Origin of the sequence: Rubrivivax soli, assembly GCF_049810355.1 — a bacterium.
GTDB lineage: Bacteria > Pseudomonadota > Gammaproteobacteria > Burkholderiales > Burkholderiaceae_C > Rubrivivax.
In genome coordinates this window covers 704,677-727,289 of record NZ_CP187368.1, presented here as the reverse complement: position 1 = coordinate 727,289, position 22,613 = coordinate 704,677, and the positions used below count along the sequence as shown (strand labels likewise).

The following is a 22,613-nucleotide window of genomic DNA, read 5'->3' as shown; positions in this document are numbered from 1 at the left end:
CTGACACTGCGCCGGCTACAGTGCGGCGATGTCCGAGCCCGTTGTTCCCGCCGCCGCAGTCACCCCCGCACCCCTGGACGCCGTCGCCGTGGTGGGCGCCGGCCCCGCCGGCCTGATGGCCGCCGAGACCCTGGTGGCCGCCGGCCGCCGCGTCGAGGTGTACGACGCCATGCCCTCGGCCGGTCGCAAGTTCCTGCTGGCCGGCAAGGGCGGGCTGAATCTCACCCATGCCGAGCCCTTCGAGCCCTTCGTGGACCGCTACGCGGCGCGCGCGCCACTGCTGCGCCCGTGGCTGCAGGCCTTCGGTGCCGACGCGCTACGGGCCTGGGCGAAGGACCTGGGAGTCGACACCTTCGTCGGCAGTTCGGGCCGGATCTTCCCGACCGAGATGAAGGCCGCACCGCTGCTGCGTGCCTGGCTGCACCGGCTGCGCGCGGCCGGCGTGGTGTTCCACCAGCGCCACCGCTGGCTGGGCTTTGCCGACGGCGGCACGGCGCTGCACTTTGCCACGCCGCTGGGCGAGACGACCGTGCAGCCGCAGGCCACCGTGCTGGCGCTGGGCGGCGCGAGCTGGCCGCAGCTGGGCAGCGACGGTGCCTGGTGGCCGCTGCTGCAGGCGCGTGGCGTGGCGCTGGCGCCGCTGCAGCCGTCGAACTGCGGCTTCGATGTCGGCTGGAGCACGCACCTGCGCAGCCGCTTCGCCGGCGAGCCGCTGAAGTCGGTGGCGCTGCGGGTGGGCGACTGGCAGCAGGCCGGTGAATGCGTGGTCACGGCCACCGGCGTCGAAGGCAGCCTGGTGTACGCGGCGTCGTCGCGGCTGCGCGAGCGCATCGCCGCCGAGGGCAGCGCCGTGTTCGAGCTCGACCTGCTGCCTGCGCGCAGCCTCGACTGGGCGCAGGCCGAGCTGGCGCATCCGCGCGGCCCGCGCTCGCTGGCCACGCACCTGAAGACGCGGCTGCACCTGTCGGGCGTGAAGGCTGCGCTGCTGTGGGAGCTGGTGCCCAAGGCCGAGCAGGCCGATCCGCAGCAGTTCGCGCGCCGGATCAAGGCGCTGCCCGTGCGCGTGACGGCGCCGCGGCCCGTGGCCGAGGCCATCTCCACGGCCGGCGGCGTGTCGTTCGACGCACTCGACGCGCAACTGATGCTGCGTGCGCTGCCCGGCGTGTTCTGCGCCGGCGAGATGCTCGACTGGGAGGCCCCCACCGGCGGCTACCTGCTCACAGCCTGTTTCAGCACCGGCCGCGTGGCGGGCCAGGGCGCGGCCGGATGGGGGGTGGCGCACGCTTAAACTGCGCCCCTTTCGTCTGTCCCTTTTCCTGTTTTTCGGACTGCATTTCCTTGGACAAGATCGTTCTGCAAATCGCCGCCGAGCTGAAGGTTCGGCCGGCCCAGGTCCACACCGCCGTCGAACTGCTGGACGGCGGCGCCACGGTGCCCTTCATCGCCCGCTACCGCAAGGAGGCCACCGACGGCCTCGACGACATCCAGCTGCGCGAGCTGGAAGCACGCCTGGGCTACCTGCGCGAGCTGGAAGACCGCCGTGCCGCGGTGCTCAAGAGCATCGACGAGCAGGGCAAGCTCACGCCCGCGCTGCGCGCGGCCATCGAGGCCGTGCCGACCAAGCAGGAGCTGGAAGACCTGTACTTGCCGTTCAAGCCCAGGCGCCGCACCAAGGGCATGATCGCCCGCGAGGCCGGCCTGGAGCCTCTGGCCGACAAGCTGTTCGCCGACCCGACGCTGGAGCCGCTGGCCGAGGCGGCCGCGTTCGTGAATGCCGAGGGTGGTTTCGCCGACGCGCCGGCCGTGCTGGACGGCGTGCGCGACCTGCTCAGCGAGCGCTGGGCCGAAGACGCGGTGCTGGTGGGCAAGCTGCGCGAATGGCTGTGGGCCGAGGCGCTGTTCCAGAGCAAGCTGGTCGATGGCAAGGACGGCACGCACGCCGACGCCGCGAAGTTCCGCGACTACTTCGACTACGCCGAGCCCATCCGCACGGTACCCAGCCACCGCGCGCTGGCCGTGTTCCGCGGCCGCACGCTGGAGTGGCTGGACGCCAAGCTGGTGCTCGACGAAGAGCTGGTGCCGGGCAAGCCCACGGGACCGTCAGGGACCCCTTCGGTGTCCGTGGCCGAAGGCCGCATCGCCATCCATCTCGGCTGGAGCCACGCCAAGCGAGCCGCCGACGATCTCATCCGCAAGACCGTGGCCTGGACCTGGAAGGTCAAGCTCAGCCTCAGCCTCGAGCGCGACCTGTTCGCGCGGCTGCGCGAAGAGGCCGAGGCCGTGGCTATCAAGGTCTTCGGCGACAACCTGCGCGACCTGCTGCTGGCCGCGCCCGCCGGCAAGCGCGTGGTGATGGGGCTGGACCCCGGCATCCGCACCGGCGTGAAGGTGGCCGTGGTCAGCGACACCGGCAAGGTGCTGGACACGCACACCGTCTACCCGCACGAGCCGCGCTGCGACTGGGAAGGCTCGCTGCATGCGCTGGGCCGGCTGGTGGCCACGCACGGCGTGAACCTGATCGCCATCGGCAACGGCACCGCCAGCCGCGAGACCGACAAGCTGGCCGCCGACCTGATCAAGCGTGTGCAGCAGCTGGCGCCCGACGTGAAGCTCGACAAGGTCGTGGTCAGCGAAGCCGGGGCCTCGGTCTACAGCGCCAGCGAGTTCGCGAGCAAGGAACTGCCCGAGCTCGACGTCAGCCTGCGCGGCGCCGTCAGCATCGCACGCCGGCTGCAGGACCCGCTGGCCGAGTTGGTGAAGATCGACCCGAAGAGCATCGGCGTCGGTCAATACCAGCACGACGTCAACCAGAGCGGCCTGGCCCGCAGCCTGGACGCGGTGGTGGAAGACTGCGTGAACGCGGTCGGCGTCGACCTGAACACCGCCAGCGCACCGCTGCTGGCGCGCGTGTCGGGGCTCAGCGGCGCGGTGGCCGCGAGCATCGTGCGCTGGCGCGACGCCAACGGCGCCTTCCGCAACCGCCAGCAGCTGCTGCAGGTGGCGGGCCTGGGCCCGAAGACCTTCGAGCAGGCGGCGGGCTTCCTGCGGATCCGCGACGGCGACAACCCGCTCGACATCACGGGTGTGCACCCCGAGACCTATCCGGTGGTCGAGAAGATGCTGGCCGCCACGCAGCGCCCGGTGCAGGAACTGATGGGCCGCAGCGACGTGCTGCGGGCGCTGAAGCCCGAGGCCTTCGCCGACGAGCGTTTCGGCGCCATCACCGTGAAGGACATCCTGGGCGAGCTGGAGAAGCCGGGCCGCGACCCGCGGCCGGACTTCGTGGTGGCGCGCTTCAACGACGGCGTGGAAGACATCAAGGACCTGCAGCCCGGCATGACGCTGGAAGGCACGGTCAGCAACGTGGCGCAGTTCGGTGCCTTCGTCGACCTGGGCGTGCACCAGGACGGCCTGGTGCACGTGAGCCAGATGTCGAACAAGTTCGTCAACGACGCACGCGAGGTCGTGAAGACCGGCCAGGTCGTGAAGGTGCGCGTGCTGGAAGTGGATCTGGCCCGCAAGCGCATCTCGCTGACGATGAAGCTCGATGCCGCACCCCGAGCGGGTGGTGCCGCCGGTGCGGGCGCGGGCGGCGGCGGCTACCGCCCGGCCGCGCGCGACGAGCGCCAGCGCGGCGGGCAGCCGCAGCCGGCGGCTCAGGGCGCGTTGGCGGCGGCCTTCGCCAAGCTCCAGATCAAGCGCTCGTAGTCTTCCTCGCCCAGCGCGCGCGCCACGGCGTCGGCCGCGCGCTGCCGCACCGAGTCGTCGATGCGGGCCGCAGGCCGCGTGCGCACGGGGCGCTGCACCGGTTGCAGGTCGAGCTGCGGCTGGGCGCTCGGCAGAGTCTGCAGCAGCGCCAGCACCTCGCGTTCCATCTGCAGCGACGGTGTCAGGCCGGGTGTCGCGCCCGGGCGCGGCAGCAGCATCACCGCCAGGCTCAGCGCCAGGCCGGCTGCGAGCACGGCGCGCGGGCGCCAGGACACGGCTGCCGCTGCCCGCGGCGCACCAGGGGCCGGTGCCGGCACCAGGTCGCGGAACGCGTGGTGCTCCGACGCACGCGCCAGGGTGCGTGGCGGGCGCCGTTCCTCGGGCGTGCCCAGCCAGCCGAAGCGCCGCACCGCGGCGCCCAGCGCTTCGCTGCCGGTGGCCACCGTGAAGGGCACGGCCAGCAGCAGCGGCAGCGCCAGCGGCCAGAGCGCGGGGTTGTGCCAGGCCGGGGCGGCACCGTCGCCCAGCGCCAGCAGCACGCCGCACAGCGCTGCGCTGGCGACCAGGCCGATGTGCGCCGCCGCGTCGCGCCAGCGCACGGCCGCGGCTTCGCGCGGGGGCGACTTCCACTCCAGCCGCAGCCCGGTGAGCGCACCCAGCACGAAGGCGCTGTGCGCCAGCATGCGCAGCGGCGCCTGCACGGCGGCCATCAGCGCTTCCAGCAGCGCACCGCCCAGCAGACGCAGCGTGCCGCCGAACTGCGCCTGCTCGCGTGCCAGCAGCACCGCCGCCACGCCCAGCGCGCGCGGCAGCAGCAGCAGCGTGGCGGTCAGCGCCCACAGCGCGGCGGTCTGGCCGGCCGGCGCGGGCCACAGCAGCCCGGCGGCGACGAAGCCCAGCCACAGCGGCGCCACGGCATACGACAGCGCACCGGTGGCGAACATCACGCGGTGCACCGGCTGCCAGCCGGGTTCGGCCATCAGCCGTGCGTTCTGCAGGTTGCCCTGGCACCAGCGGCGGTCGCGCTGCAGTTCGGCCAGCAGGTTGGGCGGGTACTGCTCCCAGCTGCCCTGCAGCTGCGGCGCCAGCCAGACCTCATAGCCGGCGCGGCGCATCAGTGCCGCCTCGACGAAGTCGTGCGACAGGATCTCGCCCGCCAGCCCGCCGCGGCCCGGGATCTTGCCCAGGCCGCAGTGGCGCATGAAGGGCTCGACGCGCAGGATGGCGTTGTGCCCCCAGTAGTGCGAGTCGCCCAGCTGCCAGTACGCCATGCCCAGCGCGAAGAGGCGCCCGGTCACGCGGGTGGCGAACTGCTGCAGCCGTGCGTGCAGCGTGTCGTGGCCGCTGGCCGCGGGCAACGTCTGGATGATGCCGGCCTCCGGGTGGGCCTCCATCAGCCGCACCAGGCCGACGAGCGTGTCGCCGTGCATCGTGCTGTCGGCGTCGAGCACCACCATGTAGCGGTAGTTGCGGCCCCAGCGGCGGCAGAAGTCGGCCACGTTGCCGGCCTTGCGCTTGGTGCGGCGGCGGCGCCAGCGGTAGAACACCCGCCCGCCGGCCAGCACCGGGTCGTCGCCCAGCATCGTGCGCAGGCGCTCCCAGGCGCGCTGCTCGGCGTCGCGCAGCGCGGGGTCGGCGGTGTCGGAGAGCACGTAGATGTCGAACAGCGACAGCGCGCCGGTGGCGGCCAGCGACTCGCAGGTGGCCCGCAGCCCGCCGAACACCGTCGCGATGTCCTCGTTGCAGATCGGCATGATCACCGCGGTGCGCGCCGCCCGCGACAGCGGCTGGCGGCCCGCCGGCAGCGCCAGCGCGCGCGGGTCGCCGCGCAGCAGCACCCACGCGCCCATCAGCGCCGTGACCAGCCCCGCGCCCACCCATGCGAACAGCAGCGTCTGCAGCACGGCCTGCGGCCACGGCGTGCCGGCCGGCGTGAGCGCCGCCGCGGTGGCGGCAATGGCGGCCACCGTGAGCAGCAGCGCGCGGCGGCGCCGCTGCGCGCTGCGCGCCCAGTCAGGTCGGCCGGCGGGCGCGCGGAACTGCAGGCCCGGCAGCAGCGCGAACAGCAGGCCGCGCAGCAGGCCGAACCAGGGGTGCGGCCGCATGTGGCCGCGGTGCACCGGCGGGGCGGTGGGGGTGTCGTGTTGCATCGGGTGGCTCTCTGGGAACATCACTCGGGAGACAGGGCGTAGGACCAGGTTTCGGACAGCGTGCGGCCTTGCAGCCGCAGGAAGCCGCGCAGTTCCAGCGGCAGGTGCAAGTCGCGTTCCACGTCGACCGTCATGCGCCAGCCGCCGGTCATCGGGTTGGGATAGGCCTGTGCCTTCAGGCTGCGCGCGTTGCCGCTGACCACGGCCTCCACCGGCGCATCGGCGGGCAGGCCCTGCAGCGGCGGGCCGGCGAAGTCGACGTGCAGCTGCAGCGCGCTGGCCGGCGGCGGCGTGTGGAAGAAGCCGTGGCCGCGGCGCGTCTGCAGCACGCGCGCGCCCGGCGGCTGCGGCAGGCCGTCCGAGGCCCAGTGCAGCCGCCACTGCAGGTCGAGCGGCTGGCCCGGCGCCGGCGGCGTGGCCGGCACCCAGTAGGCGGCGATGTTGTCGTGCGTCTCGTCGGGGGTGTGGAACTGCAGCAGCTCGACCCGGCCCGGGCCCCAGTCGCCCAGCGGTTCGATCCAGGCGCTGGGGCGCAGCTCGTAGTGCGCTTCCAGGTCTTCATAGCTGGCGAAGCGGCGGTCGCGCTGCACCAGCCCCCAGCCACGCGGCGTGGGCCCCGCGAACGAGGTGACGAAGGTGCCGCGCGGGTTGTGCAGCGGGCGCCAGATCCACTCGCCGCTGGCACTGGCGATCTGCAGGCCGTCGGAATCGTGCACTTCGGGGCGGTAGTCGCCGCGCGCGGGCTGGTTCTCGCCGGCCAGGAACATGCTGGACAGCGGCGCGATGCCCAGCATGGCCACCGGCGCACGCAGCCACAACCGCGCCCGCACCTCGGTCACCGTGGTGCTGCCCGGCTGCAGCACGAAGCGGTAGGCGCCGGTGACGCGCGGGCCTTCCAGCAGCGCGTACAGCGTCAGCGTGCGGGCGCCGGAGGCAGGGCGCTCCAGCCACCAGCGCGTGAAGGCCGGGAACTCCTCGCCCTGGCCGCCGGCGGTGTCCACCGCGAGGCCGCGGGCCGACAGGCCGTAGCGCTGGCCCGCGCCCAGCGCGCGCAGGTAGCTGGCGCCCAGGAACACGGCCAGTTCGTCGTGCACCGCGGGGGTGTTCAGCGGGTGGGTGATGCGCAGGCCGGCGATGCCCACCGGCCCCGCGGGCAGGTGGCGGTCGGGGTCGTCGAAGTCGCTGTGCGGCAGCTGCAGCAGCCGCGCGCGGCCGTCGACGATCTCGTGCACCTGCAGCGGCTGCGCGAAGCCGCGGCCCAGCGGGAAGAACTGCACGTGGAAGGGCAGGGCGGCGTCGCGCCACAGCGAACGTGCAGGGCGGAAGCGGATGTTGCGGTATTGGTCGTAGGTCAGCTGCGCCAGTGCCGGGGCCAGCGGCGGCGGCGGTCGGTAGGGCTGGCGGGCCACGGTCTCGGCTACGCGGGCGACGTCGTCGAAGCCGAAGGCGGCTGCAGCACCGGCGCCTGCGGGCAGGGCCAGCGCCAGCAGCAATGAACACACACGCAAGATGGAAGAGAGCATCGGTGAGGACGTTAGGGCACGCAGCAGGCGTCTCAACGCAGCAGCGCGGTATCTGGGTGTACCGAATCGCAAGCACTTAGCATGTGCGGATGCCAACAACGTCATCCGCGGCACTGCAGGTGTTCGCCGGCCCGCGTGCGCGGGCTCGACTCGCCGAACGTGGCCTGTCTCCTGCCGACGTCCGGGTGGTCCCCGGCGCTGCCGGGGGACCCAAGGGGCTGGTGCTCAACCCGCTGGACCGCTTCATTTTCGGTCATTGGCTGGCGGAAAGCACGCAGACCCTGCATTTGCTGGGGGCCTCCATCGGTGCATGGCGCCTGGCCTGCGCCTGCCTGCCCGATGCCGACGCCGCGCTGGCGCAACTGGCCGAGGACTACATCACCCAGGAATACGAACACGCGCCGGGCCGGCCGCCGACGCCGCGGGCGGTGAGCCAGGCCTTCGGCGCGAAGCTCCAGGAACGTCTCGGCCGGCGCGCGCACGAGCTGCTGGCGCACCCGCACCGCCGGCTGCACGTGTTCACCAGCCGCGGTCGCCATCTGTTGCGGCGCGAGGGCCGGCTGCGCACGCCCGCGGGCTACCTGGGCGCTTTCCTGGCCAATGCCGCGAGCCGGCGGGCGCTGGGCGGGTGGCTGGAGCGGGTGGTGTTCGGCGATCCGCGTGACGCCCTGCCGTTCCCGCTGCACGACTACCGCAGCCGGCACTGCGCGCTGGGCCCGGACAATCTGGCGCCGGCGATCCTGGCCAGCTGCTCCATCCCGTTCTGGCTGGACGCCGTGCACGACGTGCCGGGCGGCCCGCGCGGCGCCTACTGGGACGGCGGCATCACCGACTACCACCTGCACCTGGACTACGCGGCGATGGACGACGGCCTGGTGCTGTACCCGCACTTCCAGCGCCACGTGGTGCCCGGCTGGCTCGACAAGGCCTGGAAGCGCCGCCACCGGGCCAGCGCGCTGCTGGACAACGTGGTGGTGCTGGCGCCCGCGCCGGCGTGGGTGGCGACGCTGCCCGGCGGCAAGCTGCCCGACCGCGCCGACTTCAAGGCGTTTGGCGACGACCTGCCGGGCCGCATGGCCGCGTGGCGCCGCGCGGTGGCCGAGAGCCAGCGCCTGGCCGACGAGTTCGCCGAGCTGGTGGCGCGGCCGGCACCGCTGCTGGCGCAGCCGCTGCCCTGACGGCTGCGCTAAACTGCAGGCCTGCTCCACCCAACAAGGACGAGAAAGGCACACCGGTTATGACACCGCGGACTACGAGCCCCCTCTTCACCGAGGTCTAGTCGGTCGCGCTGCCGTTCCTGTTTCTCTTTCTCCAGAACGAAGCGCGGCCACCCCCGCGCTTTTTTCTTGCCCACGAGGTTCTCCCCATGCTCCAGATCACGCTGCCGGACGGTTCCCGGCGAGAGTTTCCCGGCCCCGTGACGGTGGCCGAGGTCGCGGCCTCCATCGGCACGGGCCTGGCCAAGGCGGCGCTGGCCGGCCGGGTCGACGGGCGGCTGGTCGACACCAGCCACCGCATCGACGCCGATGCGCAGCTGGCCATCGTGACGGACAAGGACGCCGACGGACTGGAGATCATCCGCCACAGCACGGCGCACCTGCTGGCCTATGCGGTCAAGGAACTGTTCCCCGATGCGCAGGTGACGATCGGACCGGTCATCGAGCACGGCTTCTACTACGACTTCGCCTACAAGCGCCCGTTCACGCCCGAGGACCTGGCGGCGATCGAGAAGCGCATGGGCGAGCTGGCGGCGAAGAACGAACCCGTGGTGCGCCGCGTGCTGCCGCGCGACGAGGCCGTGGCCCACTTCAAGAGCCAGGGCGAGCACTACAAGGCCGAGATCATCGGCAGCATTCCGGCCGGTGAAGATGTCTCGCTGTACCGCGAAGGCGGCTTCGAAGACCTGTGCCGCGGCCCGCACGTGCCGAGCACGGGCCGGCTGAAGCACTTCAAGCTGATGAAGGTGGCCGGCGCGTACTGGCGCGGCGACCAGAAGAACGAGCAGCTGCAGCGCATCTACGGCACGGCCTGGGCGAGCAAGGACGCGCTGCAGGGCTACCTGACGATGCTGGAAGAAGCAGAGAAGCGCGACCACCGCAAGCTCGGCCGCGAACTCGACCTGTTCCACCTGGACGAGCACAGCCCCGGCACGGTGTTCTGGCACCCCAAGGGCTGGACGGTGTGGCAGGTGGTCGAGCAGTACATGCGCGCCGTCTACCGCGACAACGGCTACCTGGAGGTCAAGGGCCCCCAGATCATCGACCGCGCCCTGTGGGAGAAGACGGGGCACTGGGACAAGTACCGCGACAACATGTTCACGACGGAATCGGAAAAGCGCGACTACGCGCTGAAGCCGATGAACTGCCCGGGCCACATCCTGATCTTCAAGCAGGGCATCAAGAGCTACCGCGACCTGCCGCTGCGCTACGGCGAATTCGGCCAGTGCCACCGCAACGAGCCCACGGGCGGCCTGCACGGCATCATGCGCGTGCGCGGCTTCACGCAGGACGACGGCCACATCTTCTGCACGGAAGCGCACATCCTCGACGAGTGCGTGGCCTACACGGCGCTGCTGCAGAAGGTCTACAAGGACTTCGGCTTCGACAACATCATCTACAAGGTCGCGACGCGGCCGGAGGCCCGCATCGGCAGCGACGCCGTCTGGGACCAGGCCGAACACGCGCTGATGGAAAGCCTGCGCCGCAGCGGCTGCGAGTTCGAGATCGCACCGGGCGACGGCGCCTTCTACGGCCCCAAGATCGAGTACACGCTGAAGGACGCGATCGGCCGCCAGTGGCAGTGCGGCACGATGCAGGTCGACTTCTCGATGGCGGAGCGGCTGGACGCGGTCTACGTGGCCGAAAGCAGCGAGCGCAAGCACCCGGTGATGCTGCACCGGGCCATTGTCGGCAGCCTGGAGCGGTTCATCGGCATCCTGATCGAACAGCATGCCGGCGCGCTGCCGGCGTGGCTGTCCCCGGTGCAGGTGGTGGTGGCCGCCATCACCGACCAGCAGGCGGAGTACGCCGCGGACGTGGCGAAATCGTTGCAAAAACAAGGAGTTAGAGTCCACCTCGATTTGCGCAACGAGAAAATTAACTATAAAATCCGCGAGCATTCAATGCAGAAGGCCCCGTACATCCTGGTCGTAGGCGACAAGGAGAAGGCGAACGGGGCTGTTGCCGTGCGCGCTCGGGGCAATCAGGACCTGGGTGTGATGCCCCTCGCAGACTTCCAATCGAAGCTCGCCAGCGACATCGCCCTCAAGCTCTGAAGCTGCCGCGGGAGGCGCCCGCACCGTGGATTTGTGGCCCGTCGCGCCTGCGGGCCGCGCAAGGAGTTGACACATCGCTACCTTCATGGACCGTCGCACGCCGAATGCGGAGCGCAAGCACAGGCTGAATCGGGAAATCATGGCGCCGCAGGTGCGCCTGAACGGGGTCGAGAACGAACCCCTGGGCATCGTCCCGACGATGGAGGCCTTGCGCATGGCCGGCGAGCTGGACGTCGATCTCGTCGAGATCGCAGCCACGGCGGACCCGCCGGTGTGTCGGTTGATGGACTACGGCAAGTTCAAGTACCAGGAGCAGAAGAAGGCCGCGGAAGCCAAGTCGAAGCAGAAGGTGATCGAGGTCAAGGAAGTCAAGTTCCGGCCCGGCACCGACGACGGCGACTACAACATCAAGATGCGCAACCTGCGCCGCTTCATCGCCGAGGACGGCGACAAGGGCAAGGTGACGCTGCGATTCCGGGGCCGCGAGATCACCCACCAGGACATCGGCATGCGCATGCTCGAGCGGATCCGGGAAGAGCTCGCCGACGTGGCCGTCGTCGAGCACATGCCCAAGCTCGAAGGCCGGCAGATGATCATGGTGCTCGCACCGAAGCGGAAGTAGGACGACAGCATTTCGTCGGCACGGTCTGGTCACCGTGCGGTCGAACAGAAGCGGCTGCAGGCCAGCAAGTGCACCGGAACCCCGGGGTCGCCTGCAGCAGCAAACGAAGAAGGAGCATTCACATGCCCAAGATGAAGACCAAGAAGAGCGCGGCCAAGCGGTTCCGCGTGCGTCCGGGTGGCACCGTCAAGCGCGGTCAGGCGTTCAAGCGCCACATCCTCACGAAGAAGAGCACCAGCCGCAAGCGCAATCTGCGCGGCGCGGTGAACGTGCACGACACCAACATGGGCCACATGGCCCAGATGCTGCCGTTCGCGGGCCTCTGATCGTCACCACGCACTAGGAGAAAGACATGCCTCGCGTCAAACGTGGTGTCACCGCACACGCCCGCCACAAGAAGATCCTGAAGCTCGCCAAGGGCTTCCGTGGCCGCCGCAAGAACGTCTTCCGCATCGCCAAGCAGGCGGTGATGAAGGCAGGCCAGTACGCCTACCGCGACCGCCGCACCCGCAAGCGGGTCTTCCGTCAGCTCTGGATCGCGCGTATCAACGCCGCGAGCCGCGAGCTCGGCGTCACCTACAGCAAGTTCATGGCCGGCCTGAAGAAGGCCAACATCGACATCGACCGCAAGGTCCTTGCCGACATGGCCGTCAACGACCCGGCTGCCTTTGGCAGCATCGTCGCGAAGGTGAAGGCCCAGCTGGCTTGATGTTGCACCGCCCGGGCTGCGGCCCGGCGGTTTCCTCTCGAGCATTCGAAGGTCGTCACCTCTGGGGCGACCTTTTTTGTTTTCCGAGCACACGATGAACGATCTCGAAGCGTTGGTGCAAGGTGCGCAGGCCGACTTCGCCGCTGCACCGAACCCGGCGGAACTGGAAAATGCCAAGGCACGCTACCTGGGCAAGAGCGGTCGCGTGACCGAACTGCTGAAGGGCCTGGGCGCGCTGACGCCCGACGAGAAGAAGCGCCGCGGCGCCGAGATCAACCAGGCCAAGACACGCATCGAGACGGCGCTGCAGGCCGCGCGGGAGGCGCTGGCCGAAGCCGAGCTGGCGGCGCAGTTGCATGCCGAGGCGCTGGACGTCACGCTGCCCGGGCGCGGTCGCGGCGTCGCCGGCCTGCACCCCGTGAGCAGGACCATCGCGCGCATCGAGGCCATCTTCGCGTCGATGGGCTTCGACGTCGCCGAAGGCCCCGAGATCGAGACCGACTGGATGAACTTCACGGCGCTGAACAGCCCCGAGAACCACCCTGCGCGCTCGATGCAGGACACCTTCTACGTCGACGTGAACGACGCGCAGGGCAAGCCGCTGAACCTGCGCACGCACACGAGCCCGATGCAGGTGCGCTACGCGCGCAACCACGCGGCGCGCCATGCCGGCGTGGAGCCGATGCCCGAGATCCGCGTCATCGCGCCGGGCCGCACCTACCGCGTGGACAGCGACGCGACGCACTCGCCGATGTTCCACCAGTGCGAAGGCCTGTGGATCGGCGAGAACATCAGCTTCAAGGACCTGAAGTTCGTGTTCAGCGAGTTCGTGCGCCAGTTCTTCGAGACCGACGACTTCGACGTGCGCTTCCGCCCGAGCTTCTTCCCGTTCACCGAGCCCTCGGCCGAGATCGACATCGCCTTCCGCAGCGGCCCGCTGGCCGGCAAGTGGCTGGAAGTCGCGGGCTCGGGCCAGGTGCATCCGAACGTGGTGCGCAACTTCGGCATCGACCCCGAGCGCTACATCGGTTTCGCCTTCGGCATGGGTCCGGACCGCCTGGCGATGCTGCGCTACGGCGTCAACGACCTGCGGCTGTTCTTCGAGAACGACCTGCGTTTCCTGTCGCAATTCAAGTAAGAGCGCCTGATGCAATTCCCCGAGTCGTGGTTGCGCGAGTTCTGCAACCCTCCGCTGAGCACGCAGGCGCTGGCCGACCTGCTCACCATGTCCGGCATGGAGGTCGAGGACCTGCGCCCGGTGGCGCCGCCGTTCAGCGGCATCGTCGTGGCGCAGATCCTGAGCGCCGAGCCGCATCCGCAGGCCGACCGCCTGCGCGTGTGCAGCGTCGACGTGGGCAGCGGCGAACCGCTCCAGATCGTCTGCGGCGCACCGAACGCCCGCGCCGGCCTGAAGGCGCCGCTGGCGTTGGTGGGCGCCGAGCTGCCGCCGGGTGACGACGGCAAGCCCTTCAAGATCGGCATCGGCAAGCTGCGCGGCGTGGAAAGCCGCGGCATGCTGTGCTCGGCCCGTGAACTGAAGATCGCCGACGACCATGGCGGCCTGCTGGAGCTGGCGGCCGTCGCGCCGGTGGGCATGGACATCCGCCAGCACCTGCAGCTCGACGACACCGTCTTCACGCTGAAGCTGACGCCCAACCTGGCGCACGGACTCAGCGTGTACGGCATCGCGCGCGAGGTGTCGGCACTGACCGGCGCGCCGCTGAAGACGCCCGCCTTCCCGCCGGTGCCGCCCCAGCACGACCAGCGCCTGCCGGTCGAGGTGCTGGCGCCCGACCTCTGCGGCCGCTTCAGCGGCCGCGTGGTGCGCGGCGTGGACACCACGGCCAAGACCCCGGCCTGGATGGTGGAGCGCCTGGCCCGCTGCGGCCAGCGCAGCGTGACGGCGCTGGTGGACATCTCGAACTACGTGATGTTCGAGTACGGCCGGCCGTCGCACATCTTCGACCTCGACAAGATCCACGACAAGCTCGTGGTGCGCTGGGGCCGTGCCGGCGAGTCGCTGAAGCTGCTGAACGGCAACACGGTCATGCTGGATGCGCAGGTCGGTGTCATCGCCGATGCGCAGGGCGTGGAGTCGCTGGCAGGCATCATGGGCGGCGACACCACGGCCGTCAGCGACAGCACGCGCAACGTCTACGTCGAGGCGGCCTTCTGGTGGCCCGAAGCCGTGGCCGGGCGTTCGCGCCGCTACAACTTCAGCACCGACGCCGGCCACCGCTTCGAACGCGGCGTCGACCCGCAAGGCACGGTGGAGCACATCGAGCGCATCACGCAGCTCATCCTCGACATCTGCGGCGGCCAGGCAGGTCCGATGGACGACCAGGTGCTGCGCCTGCCCGAGGCGAAGCCGGTGACGCTGCGCGTGGCACGCGCCGCGAAGGTCATCGGACTCCCGGTCACGCAGGCGCAGTGCGCGCAGGTCTTCCGCGGCCTGGGCCTGACGATCACCGAAGGCGAGGGCACGGTCACCGTGACGCCGCCGAGCTGGCGGTTCGACCTGAAGATCGAGGAGGACTTGATCGAAGAGGTCATCCGCGTCATCGGCTACGACAAGCTGCCTTCGACGCCTCCGGTCGCTCCGGTGACGGCCCGAGTGCGCACCGAGTCGCGCCGCGGTGCGCTGGCACTCCAGCAGGCACTGGCTGCACTGGACTACCAGGAGACGATCAATTTCAGCTTCGTCGAGGAGCGCTGGGAGCGCGAGTTGGCTGGCAACGCCCAGCCGATCCGCGTGCTGAACCCGATCGCCGCGCCGCTGGCCGTGATGCGGTCCAGCCTGCTGGGCAGCCTGGTGGCCGTGCTGCGCCACAACCTGGCGCGCAAGGCCGGTCGTGTGCGCGTGTTCGAGATCGGCCGGGTCTTCCGCCGCGACCCCGCCGGACAGGACGGCCCGCTGGCCGTGGCCGGCGTGCACCAGCCCATGCGGGTGGCAGGCCTGGCCCACGGCCCGGCCGAACCGCTGCAGTGGGCGCACAAGGAGCGAGGCATCGACTTCTTCGACGTCAAGGGCGACCTCGAAGCCCTATTCGCGCCGCGCCGGCCGGTGTTCGTGCCCGACACGCATCCGGCCTTGCACCCTGGCCGTTGCGCCCGCATCGAGCTCGATGGCCAGGCCGTGGGTCACATCGGCGAACTGCACCCGAAGTGGCGCCAGGCCTACGAACTTCCGCAGGCGCCGGTGCTGTTCGAGCTGGACCTGGCGGCCGTGCTGGCGCGGCCGCTGCCGGTGTTCGAGAGCCTGCCGCGCCAGCAGGCCGTCACGCGCGACCTGGCCCTGGTGGTGCGCGAAGGCGTGCCGCACGAGGCACTGGTCGCGTGCCTGTCCGGCGACGCGCTGGTGCGCAGCGCGACACTGTTCGACATCTACAAGCCCGCGCAGCCCGTGTCCGGCATCGCGGCAGGCGAGCGCAGCCTGGCCGTGCGGCTGGAGTTGCTGGATGCCGACGCGACACTCACCGACGAGCGCATCGAAGCCGCGGTGCAAGCCGCCGTGGCCCGCGTGCAGGCAGCCTTCGGCGCGCGCCTGCGTGCCTGACCGACGAGCGAGGAACCCCTTCGACATGGCCGACGAAACCCCGCCCGCGAACGACCGCGTGATCCTGCCGTCGCTGGAGACGCCCACGCTCACCAAGGCCGAGCTGGCCGACCTGCTGTTCGACCGTCTCGGCTTGAACAAACGGGAGTCCAAGGACATGGTCGAGGCCTTCTTCGAGATCGTCCACGGCACGCTGGTGCAGGGTGACGACGTGAAGCTGTCGGGCTTCGGCAACTTCAACATCCGGCGCAAGGCACCCCGGCCGGGGCGCAACCCGCGCACCGGCGAGTCGATTCCCATCAAGGCGCGGCATGTGGTGACCTTCCACGCAAGTCACAAGTTGAAAGCCATCGTGCAGGGTGACACGCCGGTCGAGGGGGAGTTCGAGTAAAGTCTAGTTTCCCGCCCCGAACTCATTGATTTCAGTGGAGAAAGCGCTTCCGGCCATTCCAGCGAAACGCTACTTCACCATCGGTGAGGTGAGCGAGCTCTGTGGTGTCAAGCCGTACGTGCTGCGCTACTGGGAGCAGGAGTTCACGCAGCTCAAGCCCATGAAGCGGCGCGGCAACCGCCGCTACTACCAGCACCACGAGGTGCTGCTCATCCGCCGCATCCGCGAACTGCTGTACGACCAGGGCTTCACCATCAGTGGTGCGCGCAACCGCCTGGCCGAGGGCCACGCCGCCGCGCGCGCCGCGTCGCTGCAGGCCGTGGAGACCGTGGAACCGGGTGCGCCGGTCGATGGTGACGACGACGACAACGGCGGCGGCCCCACGGAAGACACCGGATGGACCACAGCCGCCGCCGACGCTGCCGGAGGTGCCGGGACGGCCGCGCTGGAGGCCTTCGACGCCGACGGGTTGCGTGCCGAACTGTTGTCGATTCGCGACCTGCTCACCGTGTGAGCCCGGCAGCTGGATGAAGCTGCGCTATACTGCGAGGCTTCGTCGGGGTGTAGCGCAGCCTGGTAGCGCACTTGCATGGGGTGCAAGGGGTCGCGAGTTCGAATCCCGCCACCCCGACCATTTCTTCCGATTCGAGCTTGACTACTCCAGTCCACTGGAGACCAGGATAGTCAAGCAGAATCAATGACTTAGTAGAGGCTCGCACGGGAAACCGTCGCGGGCCTTCTTGTTTCTGGCCGCCGTCGAAGTGGCCTGGAGTGGTCCTGGTAGCGCAACAACAGCGCAACAAGACTTGGACTCGAACCCACGACCTGTGATGCCAGGACTCTACCGACCGCAGCGGCCCTACGCGATGTAGAGCATCTCCATCGGCAGACCTTCTAGGTCGTGGCTCGGCTCGCCGCGCAGAGCGCACAACGCCGTGTCGTCGGCGCGGGCTGTCAGGTAGCCAGCCAGTGCGTCGAGCACATCGTCGGCCTTGACCTGGGAGCGAGGCGTCTCCGCCTGCACCCGAGCCAAGAAGTCGGTGACCTGGGGCAGACGGCGGGACAGCAGCTCCAAGCGGGCCTGAACGCCGGCACGGGTGGTCTTCGCATCATCCATCGGCGACCCGTTGTTCATCGCCCAGAAGCACACCTCGGGATGAATCTCCCGGACGCGGGCGCGGGTGTCGCTCAGAAGCAACGCGTCCACCTCGGCGACCTTGGCACAGATGCCGAGCGCCTGTTCCGACAAGCTCTTGCCCAACTCGGCCAGATTGCGCTCTCGCGCTTCGGCCTTGCTCGCGGCCTGGTATGCCGCGCGGCTGGGGGCTGCGAAGACGCAGACGTGGCGATGCCCCAGCTTCTGCCGGGCGAGGACATCGCACGGGCGGGCCGGACACTCCTTCCAGGGCAAACCGATGGGGATGTCGACCAAGACGCGCGAGGCTTCACTGTGGAAGGCCAGCAGCTCCCGCATCGACGTGAAGAGTCGGTAGTCCAATGAAGCGCCTTCGCCGGTGACGGCAATCCAACCGTACCGGCAGCCGTCGACGCCTACTGCCTGACCCAAGAGCCCTCCGACCTCAGTGTCCGACAAGACTACAGGCACCCCGGACTGCTTGCTACAGGCAGTGTACGAGTGTCGGCGCAAACCGAGGCCAAGCGGAGATTCAGTCGAACACTTCGCGGGGTGAACCGGCCTTGACGATGACCGGCGGTGCGGCGATGGGCCCCATTTCCCCTTCACGCCTCATGTTGCCGAGTGGAATCGAGGCGCCGGTTCGCCGGGACGCAGTACCGGGCGCAGCCGAAAATCGAGAAGGTCGAGAATGACGAACTGTTGGTCCGCATACACCACTGAAGCGAAGCATGGAGCCCGCAATCAAAATCGTCCTTGCCGTCGTACGAGCCATCTTCAGCCCGGTGCGCAGGCTTTTCATGAAGCGGCGCGCCGAAATGACTGCCGCGAAGGTGCCCGAGAAGTTCAAGTCCCTCGAGCAGTCGCACTTTGACGATGTGCTTGGCCGCATCGCTGCTGCCAACCCCGACGACTCAATCTTCAAGATTGCAGCAGACGCAACAACAAACCGCTTTTTCACTCCCGAGTTTCTGCGAACCACGAGCGTTCAGGCATGGCTTGCAGAGCCGGAGGTCCGTCGTGGACTTTCTTCCCTAGCCATGGCGCGTCTTGTCGGTTCTCCGGAGCTTCCCGAAGTTCGTTCGGATGTCGAGGCCAGGTACCGCACCGCCGCGATGGCAAATGCTCAGGAGTCCGCAGCGGTAGTCAGTTCTGCCGTCGCGATGTTTGCTGCAGGCGTGAAGGCGAGTGTTAGCGACCCAGGAACTTCCGTGTTGGTCGCCGGTGTAGCCCAAGACGTGCAACGCGGATTTGCCACCCTCAATGCCAGACTGGACCGAGAATCTGTCAGAGACTCTGCTCTGGCCGAACACGATGCGCTCAAGCCGCTTGATGACCTGACGGCTAAGGCGTGGCGCGATGCATTCAGCAAGGCATCGACCGCACTCAAGCGCTGGCCGACTACGGTAGGTGACGGCACGTACATTTCACGACCAGAACTCGGTGAGCTTCAAGCTCGCGCGCAGTCAAAGGAGCCGGGAGTCGTAGCTCTGTTGGGGGCTCCAGGCTCCGGCAAGTCAGCACTCCTCGCTAAGCTCGCTCAAGACCTCTCGGTGGACGAGAAGGTGGCCGTGCTGGCCATCAAGGGCGATGTCCTTGAACCCGAGGTGGAGAGCGAAGAGGGGCTTCAGCGGTGTCTTCGACTGCCCGAACTTCCCAGCATCATGCTGCGCAGGCTTGCGCTAAGGGGCCCCGTCGCGCTGCTGATTGACCAGCTTGACGCCTTGGCGGGGCACTTGGATGCGAAGACGGGCCGTCTCAGTGTTCTTCTGAACCTAGTAAAGGCAGTCAGCAGTACTGAGGGCGTGTTTGTCCTCGTGTCTTGTCGCTCCTTCGAGTTCACCCACGACATTCGTCTATCGCACATAGAGGCGACGAGTCTCACATTGCAGTTGCCTCCCTGGGAGGACGTACTGCCAGTACTCGAGGCTCATGGAGTTCAAGCCGCTGGCTTGAACTCCGATGCCAAGGAGGTCCTGCGAGCTCCACAGCATCTGAGCACCTTTCTTCAACTCCGGGCTGCAGGAGTCCACGAGCCGGTATCCAACTACACCGCAATGCTCAACAGCCTTTGGTCGGTGCGAGTCTTGGCTGTACCTGGCGCCGACGAGTTGGCAAGACTGGCGTTTGAGATTGCCGAAACGATGGCGGAGAAGGAAGTGCTGTGGCTCGCGGCAGCACGTTTCGACGACCGCGCCAAAGACGCTTTCCGCCTAGAAGCGGCCGGCATTTTGACGAAGAGCGACCAAGGCGCAATAGGCTTCTCGCATCAGACGGTCTTCGAGCACGTACTTGCTCGCAGCTTCGCCAAGACCGAGGGCCGGCTCTCAACGTACGTACTTGCTAGAAACGACTCCCTATTCGTGCGCCCGAAAGCCTGGGCAGCATTGGCCTACCTTAGAGACGCGGAACAAGAGAGCTACGAGGTCGAACTTAGCGCAATCTGGAGCGCTCCCGGCCTTCGCAAACATCTGCGATTCCTCCTGGTCGAATTCATGGGGTCACAGCCCCAGCCAACTGATAAGGAGGAACTGCTGCTCGCCACGGCCGGCGAGGAGCCCAATCTGCTCCCGTTCGTCCTCAAGGCTATCGCGGGCAGCCCAGGATGGTTTTCTCGCTTTGGCGCAAATCTGATTGCTCAGGCAATGGGTGATAGCAGGACCGCAGACCTCTGCGTGCCGATACTTGAGGCTGCATGGGCGTTCGCGCCTGACAGGGTGTCCGAACTCGTGCTCGAGCATTGGGTCGCTGCGGAGGCGAATGACCGTCGTACGCTCTACGTCCTTGAAGGTGCTCCTCAGTGGACGCCGGCGCTGATTGAGGCGGCGAAGAGGGTCGTCGTTCGAAGTCAACTACAAGGGTTTCATGCGGACCACTTCGTCAGCACTGTGGGAGCACGGGAGCCAGTTGTCGCCATCGAACTGCTGCGGCACGTTCTCGAGGCCGAGTTAACCCGACGCATAGCCGAAGCGAATCGTCTTCAGAAGGTCGCCGACGAGCAGCGTCCTGCGGAGGGCGAACCGGACCTCTCTTGGCATATTGAGCACAGCCCGCATGAGCCCCTAGAGAATCTCCTGTCTGACAGGCAGAGTTGGGGCAGCGTTCCCGCGCTGGCGGCTGCTGCCCCGCGAGAGTTTGTCGAGGTACTCTGGCCCTGGTACGTCAGAGCTTTCCGCTCGCTGCTTGAGCTCAGTGCGACGGAACCGCCGTACTTGAGCTTTCCGCTGCCGTATCGTGCCGATTTCCGGTTCGAGGGTGAAGACCGTAACAGTCTGGAGCCTCCGGCTCTGCTTGAGGCAATTGCCACCGCCGTCGAAGAACTCGCGAAGACGGCTCCACACGAACTGGCGGCGTGGGCGAAGGAACAAGAGTCCATTGACTTGGCGCCCGTGCAAAGGCTCATAGCCCATGCGCTTGCTGCCAATCCTTCTGCAACGGCATCAACCGCCTTGAGCTTCTTGCTGGGAGACGAACGGCGCTACTTCCTGGGTGGCGTCTCTGACTCCTCTAGCACGACACGGTCGCTGATTTCCGCATGTGCCTCAACCTGGTCTCCTGAGGAAGTTGCGCGGTATGTCCAAGTGGTCAAGAGCTACTCTCCTGTACGTCCGCAGGACGTCAGCGCCCCCGACGAAATCAAGCACTGGCATAGGATGGTCAAGCGGAGGCGGCAGAACTTGCTTGACGCGCTGCCGGTAGATGTGCGCCCAGAGGAGGTCCAGCGCGAGCTCGATGAGGCTCGTCGCGCGTTTCCTCAGCGCGATGCACCCGAAGACTTCACCTCGGGATGGGTCGGAGCGAGGATGAACTCTGACCAGTTCGCCAAAGCCTCGACCGAAGACATCGTCAATGCCTTCAAGGAGATACCGGACGCAAGCGCTTGGGACCACCCCAGGCACTTTGGCCGCGGGGGCAACATCCAGCTTTCGCGCGAGTTCGCTGAGTTCGCCAAGAAGGACACAACGCGAGCGGTGGAGTTGATGCAACACCTGCCTCCCGACTGCGGTCAACGGGCTGTCGGATACGCCATAGACGCGTTAGCCGAGGTACTCCCTCCCGACCAAGTGATGAGCCTTATCGGTGATGCACACCGACGAGGGTTCGACAGCCCAGAGTTCCGTCAGTCTGCCGCGCACGCCGTGGACCGTCTGTTGAATCGCGATGCTCGCATAAGCGATGAGCACCTCTCTATGCTTGAGCAGTGGCTGCCTACTGAAGCACTCGCAGCCAGAGAGAGCTCAGAAAGCACGGACTCGGCTGAGGACGCGGGAAAGGACGAGGGATTTCTCTTGTCCGGGCACCCGCGGATGCGAGTGGTTCCCAGCGGAGACTATCCAATCCTGTCTAGCCTTGTACGCGCGCGCTTCGCTCGTGACGAGCTGGCTGACGTGGTCGGAGTTTTGAGCCGATACCTCGACACGTCTCTCGACACTCGTGTATGGGAGTGCATGGCTGACTTGATGCCGCGTCTTGCATGGGAGGAATCAGGGAGAGGCAGGGCGCTCATAGGTGAAGTTCTCTCGCGTGTTCCTCTTGAAGGAACTCGAAGCGCGGCGGTGCTGATGGCCAAGACCCATAGCAAGGCGCTGGAGGAGGTCTTGGCCGTCCTTCCGAGTTGGCGCCGTTCACCGAAGGTCGCTGCGCAGAAGGGTTATGGCGAACTTGTGGCGCTCATTGCACTCGTGAATCCCGCTGCGCAGCAGGCCCGTTTGTGGCTAGATGAGCTGCTCGCTACGCCCGATGCTACGCTGGCACGCGCGGGTGCGACGGCAACAGTAGTGCAACTGCTTTGGCCGGAAGTGCGGTTTCGACCGGCTGCAACCGACTTGCTTCTTCAACTCTTGGCGAAGAACGAGGCGGCAATCTGGCGTGAGGTATTCGGTCTCTTCAGCCTCGTGGATAAGCTAGAGCCGGAGACCCAAACGGTACGGTTGGTAGAGGGAATAGCGCAGCAGATTGACCGAGCACCACCTCCATCCGAGCCCCACGTGGTCGAACGACTTGCCGGCTTGGTGCCTCGCCACGCGGAAACAGTGGCACGGATTGCCACTCAGCTGGTCCAACTCTGGCGGGACCAGCTTACCAATGCCGGTTCGTCGTTGGTCGGCGCCGGACAGGACATGATGGACCTGGCGCTCACCCTGCATCGAACGGAAGGTACGAAGTTGGAGGGCCTGCAGATGTTTGAGCAATTGGTTGAGATTGACGCCTATCAGGCTCGCGAAGTACTGGATGAGCTTGACCACCGCGTTAGGCTCGGAGGACGACCTTTGCGTCCACGACTCCGCCGCAGGGGGCGCAGACGTAAGGCTGTTGCCGGCTAGGTCGGCTGTGGACTGCAGTCTGGTGGGAGCGGTGGTGGAGCACCGTCTCGTCAGCCTCGGCGCAGATTGGACGTGAGACTGCGCCGAAGATGCATTCGTCTCATATCCGCCAAACTGTCCAACGGTCCTGTCCGCAGCACGAGTGGAGGCCAAAACCCGTCGGCCGGGCGATTGGAACCTGGGGCGTTCCTGACGAGTTCCCTGGTGTACAGGCGGTCTCA

15 protein-coding genes and 1 tRNA gene are annotated in these 22,613 nt (G+C 67.9%); 13 read left to right on the top strand and 3 right to left on the bottom strand.

Annotated elements, in window-relative coordinates; translation table 11 throughout:
* Positions 1–28 precede the first annotated feature (28 nt).
* On the top strand, positions 29–1,288 hold the full coding sequence (locus ACPOLB_RS03145) for a TIGR03862 family flavoprotein (protein ID WP_425259840.1): 1,260 nt from the start codon (positions 29–31) through the stop codon (positions 1,286–1,288).
* A gap of 50 nt (positions 1,289–1,338) precedes the next feature.
* A complete protein-coding gene (locus ACPOLB_RS03140) occupies positions 1,339–3,708 on the top strand; it encodes a Tex family protein (protein ID WP_425259839.1) in 2,370 nt (789 codons plus the stop codon).
* Here the strand turns inward: ACPOLB_RS03140 and mdoH are convergent.
* Positions 3,657–5,858: a glucans biosynthesis glucosyltransferase MdoH gene (mdoH, locus tag ACPOLB_RS03135; protein WP_425259838.1), complete on the bottom strand. Its 2,202-nt coding sequence runs from the start codon at positions 5,856–5,858 to the stop codon at positions 3,657–3,659. The two genes, ACPOLB_RS03140 and mdoH, sit on opposite strands and share 52 nt — an antisense overlap.
* A 20-nt stretch (positions 5,859–5,878) precedes the next feature.
* Positions 5,879–7,381, bottom strand: coding sequence for a glucan biosynthesis protein (locus ACPOLB_RS03130; RefSeq protein ID WP_425259837.1), 1,503 nt, complete (start codon positions 7,379–7,381; stop codon positions 5,879–5,881).
* 89 nt (positions 7,382–7,470) lie between these two features.
* Between ACPOLB_RS03130 and ACPOLB_RS03125 the strand changes: the two genes are divergently transcribed.
* The 10 genes from ACPOLB_RS03125 to ACPOLB_RS03080 all read left to right on the top strand — a co-directional run bounded on the left by ACPOLB_RS03125 (position 7,471) and on the right by ACPOLB_RS03080 (position 16,567).
* On the top strand, positions 7,471–8,559 hold the full coding sequence (locus tag ACPOLB_RS03125; protein ID WP_425259836.1) for a patatin-like phospholipase family protein: 1,089 nt from the start codon (positions 7,471–7,473) through the stop codon (positions 8,557–8,559).
* Between the two features lie 188 nt (positions 8,560–8,747).
* Complete coding sequence (gene thrS, locus ACPOLB_RS03120) at positions 8,748–10,655, top strand: threonine--tRNA ligase (protein ID WP_425259835.1); 1,908 nt, start codon at positions 8,748–8,750, stop codon at positions 10,653–10,655.
* A gap of 85 nt (positions 10,656–10,740) precedes the next feature.
* Positions 10,741–11,277 (top strand): translation initiation factor IF-3, encoded by a 537-nt coding sequence (gene infC, locus ACPOLB_RS03115; RefSeq protein WP_425259834.1) that lies wholly within the window; start codon positions 10,741–10,743, stop codon positions 11,275–11,277.
* Between the two features lie 122 nt (positions 11,278–11,399).
* Positions 11,400–11,603, top strand: coding sequence for a 50S ribosomal protein L35 (rpmI, locus tag ACPOLB_RS03110; RefSeq protein ID WP_425259833.1), 204 nt, complete (start codon positions 11,400–11,402; stop codon positions 11,601–11,603).
* Between the two features lie 26 nt (positions 11,604–11,629).
* Complete coding sequence (rplT, locus tag ACPOLB_RS03105) at positions 11,630–11,986, top strand: 50S ribosomal protein L20 (RefSeq protein ID WP_425259832.1); 357 nt, start codon at positions 11,630–11,632, stop codon at positions 11,984–11,986.
* Between the two features lie 94 nt (positions 11,987–12,080).
* Complete coding sequence (gene pheS / locus ACPOLB_RS03100; protein WP_425259831.1) at positions 12,081–13,124, top strand: phenylalanine--tRNA ligase subunit alpha; 1,044 nt, start codon at positions 12,081–12,083, stop codon at positions 13,122–13,124.
* A gap of 9 nt (positions 13,125–13,133) precedes the next feature.
* Positions 13,134–15,542 (top strand): phenylalanine--tRNA ligase subunit beta, encoded by a 2,409-nt coding sequence (gene pheT / locus ACPOLB_RS03095; protein WP_425259830.1) that lies wholly within the window; start codon positions 13,134–13,136, stop codon positions 15,540–15,542.
* Positions 15,543–15,567: 25 nt separating this feature from the next.
* Positions 15,568–15,933 carry an integration host factor subunit alpha gene (locus ACPOLB_RS03090; RefSeq protein ID WP_425259829.1) on the top strand — a complete coding sequence of 122 codons (366 nt, stop codon included), beginning with the start codon at positions 15,568–15,570 and terminating at the stop codon, positions 15,931–15,933.
* Between the two features lie 34 nt (positions 15,934–15,967).
* The gene (locus tag ACPOLB_RS03085) at positions 15,968–16,447 is read left to right on the top strand and encodes a MerR family transcriptional regulator (RefSeq protein ID WP_425259828.1); all 480 of its coding nucleotides are present in this window, start codon (positions 15,968–15,970) and stop codon (positions 16,445–16,447) included.
* Positions 16,448–16,490: 43 nt separating this feature from the next.
* Positions 16,491–16,567: transfer RNA gene (locus ACPOLB_RS03080), tRNA-Pro, on the top strand.
* A gap of 225 nt (positions 16,568–16,792) precedes the next feature.
* Here the strand turns inward: ACPOLB_RS03080 and ACPOLB_RS03075 are convergent.
* Entirely contained in the window at positions 16,793–17,431 is a 639-nt protein-coding gene (locus ACPOLB_RS03075; protein ID WP_425259827.1) for a DUF429 domain-containing protein, read from the bottom strand.
* A 368-nt stretch (positions 17,432–17,799) separates the two neighbouring features.
* Here ACPOLB_RS03075 and ACPOLB_RS03070 point away from each other — a divergent pair, with 368 nt between their 5' ends.
* Positions 17,800–22,392 carry an AAA family ATPase gene (locus ACPOLB_RS03070; RefSeq protein WP_425259826.1) on the top strand — a complete coding sequence of 1,531 codons (4,593 nt, stop codon included), beginning with the start codon at positions 17,800–17,802 and terminating at the stop codon, positions 22,390–22,392.
* The last annotated feature ends 221 nt before the right edge of the window (positions 22,393–22,613 follow it).

What these genes read in the sequence shown, in the direction of transcription:
- ACPOLB_RS03145 (WP_425259840.1), top strand. Translation starts at nt 29, where the DNA reads ATGTCCGAGCCCGTTGTTCCCGCCGCCGCAGTCACCCCCGCACCCCTG.
- mdoH (WP_425259838.1), bottom strand. Translation starts at nt 5,858, where the DNA reads ATGCAACACGACACCCCCACCGCCCCGCCGGTGCACCGCGGCCACATG.
- ACPOLB_RS03130 (WP_425259837.1), bottom strand. Translation starts at nt 7,381, where the DNA reads ATGCTCTCTTCCATCTTGCGTGTGTGTTCATTGCTGCTGGCGCTGGCC.
- ACPOLB_RS03125 (WP_425259836.1), top strand. Translation starts at nt 7,471, where the DNA reads ATGCCAACAACGTCATCCGCGGCACTGCAGGTGTTCGCCGGCCCGCGT.
- thrS (WP_425259835.1), top strand. Translation starts at nt 8,748, where the DNA reads ATGCTCCAGATCACGCTGCCGGACGGTTCCCGGCGAGAGTTTCCCGGC.
- infC (WP_425259834.1), top strand. Translation starts at nt 10,741, where the DNA reads ATGGACCGTCGCACGCCGAATGCGGAGCGCAAGCACAGGCTGAATCGG.
- rpmI (WP_425259833.1), top strand. Translation starts at nt 11,400, where the DNA reads ATGCCCAAGATGAAGACCAAGAAGAGCGCGGCCAAGCGGTTCCGCGTG.
- rplT (WP_425259832.1), top strand. Translation starts at nt 11,630, where the DNA reads ATGCCTCGCGTCAAACGTGGTGTCACCGCACACGCCCGCCACAAGAAG.
- pheS (WP_425259831.1), top strand. Translation starts at nt 12,081, where the DNA reads ATGAACGATCTCGAAGCGTTGGTGCAAGGTGCGCAGGCCGACTTCGCC.
- pheT (WP_425259830.1), top strand. Translation starts at nt 13,134, where the DNA reads ATGCAATTCCCCGAGTCGTGGTTGCGCGAGTTCTGCAACCCTCCGCTG.
- ACPOLB_RS03090 (WP_425259829.1), top strand. Translation starts at nt 15,568, where the DNA reads ATGGCCGACGAAACCCCGCCCGCGAACGACCGCGTGATCCTGCCGTCG.
- ACPOLB_RS03070 (WP_425259826.1), top strand. Translation starts at nt 17,800, where the DNA reads ATGGAGCCCGCAATCAAAATCGTCCTTGCCGTCGTACGAGCCATCTTC.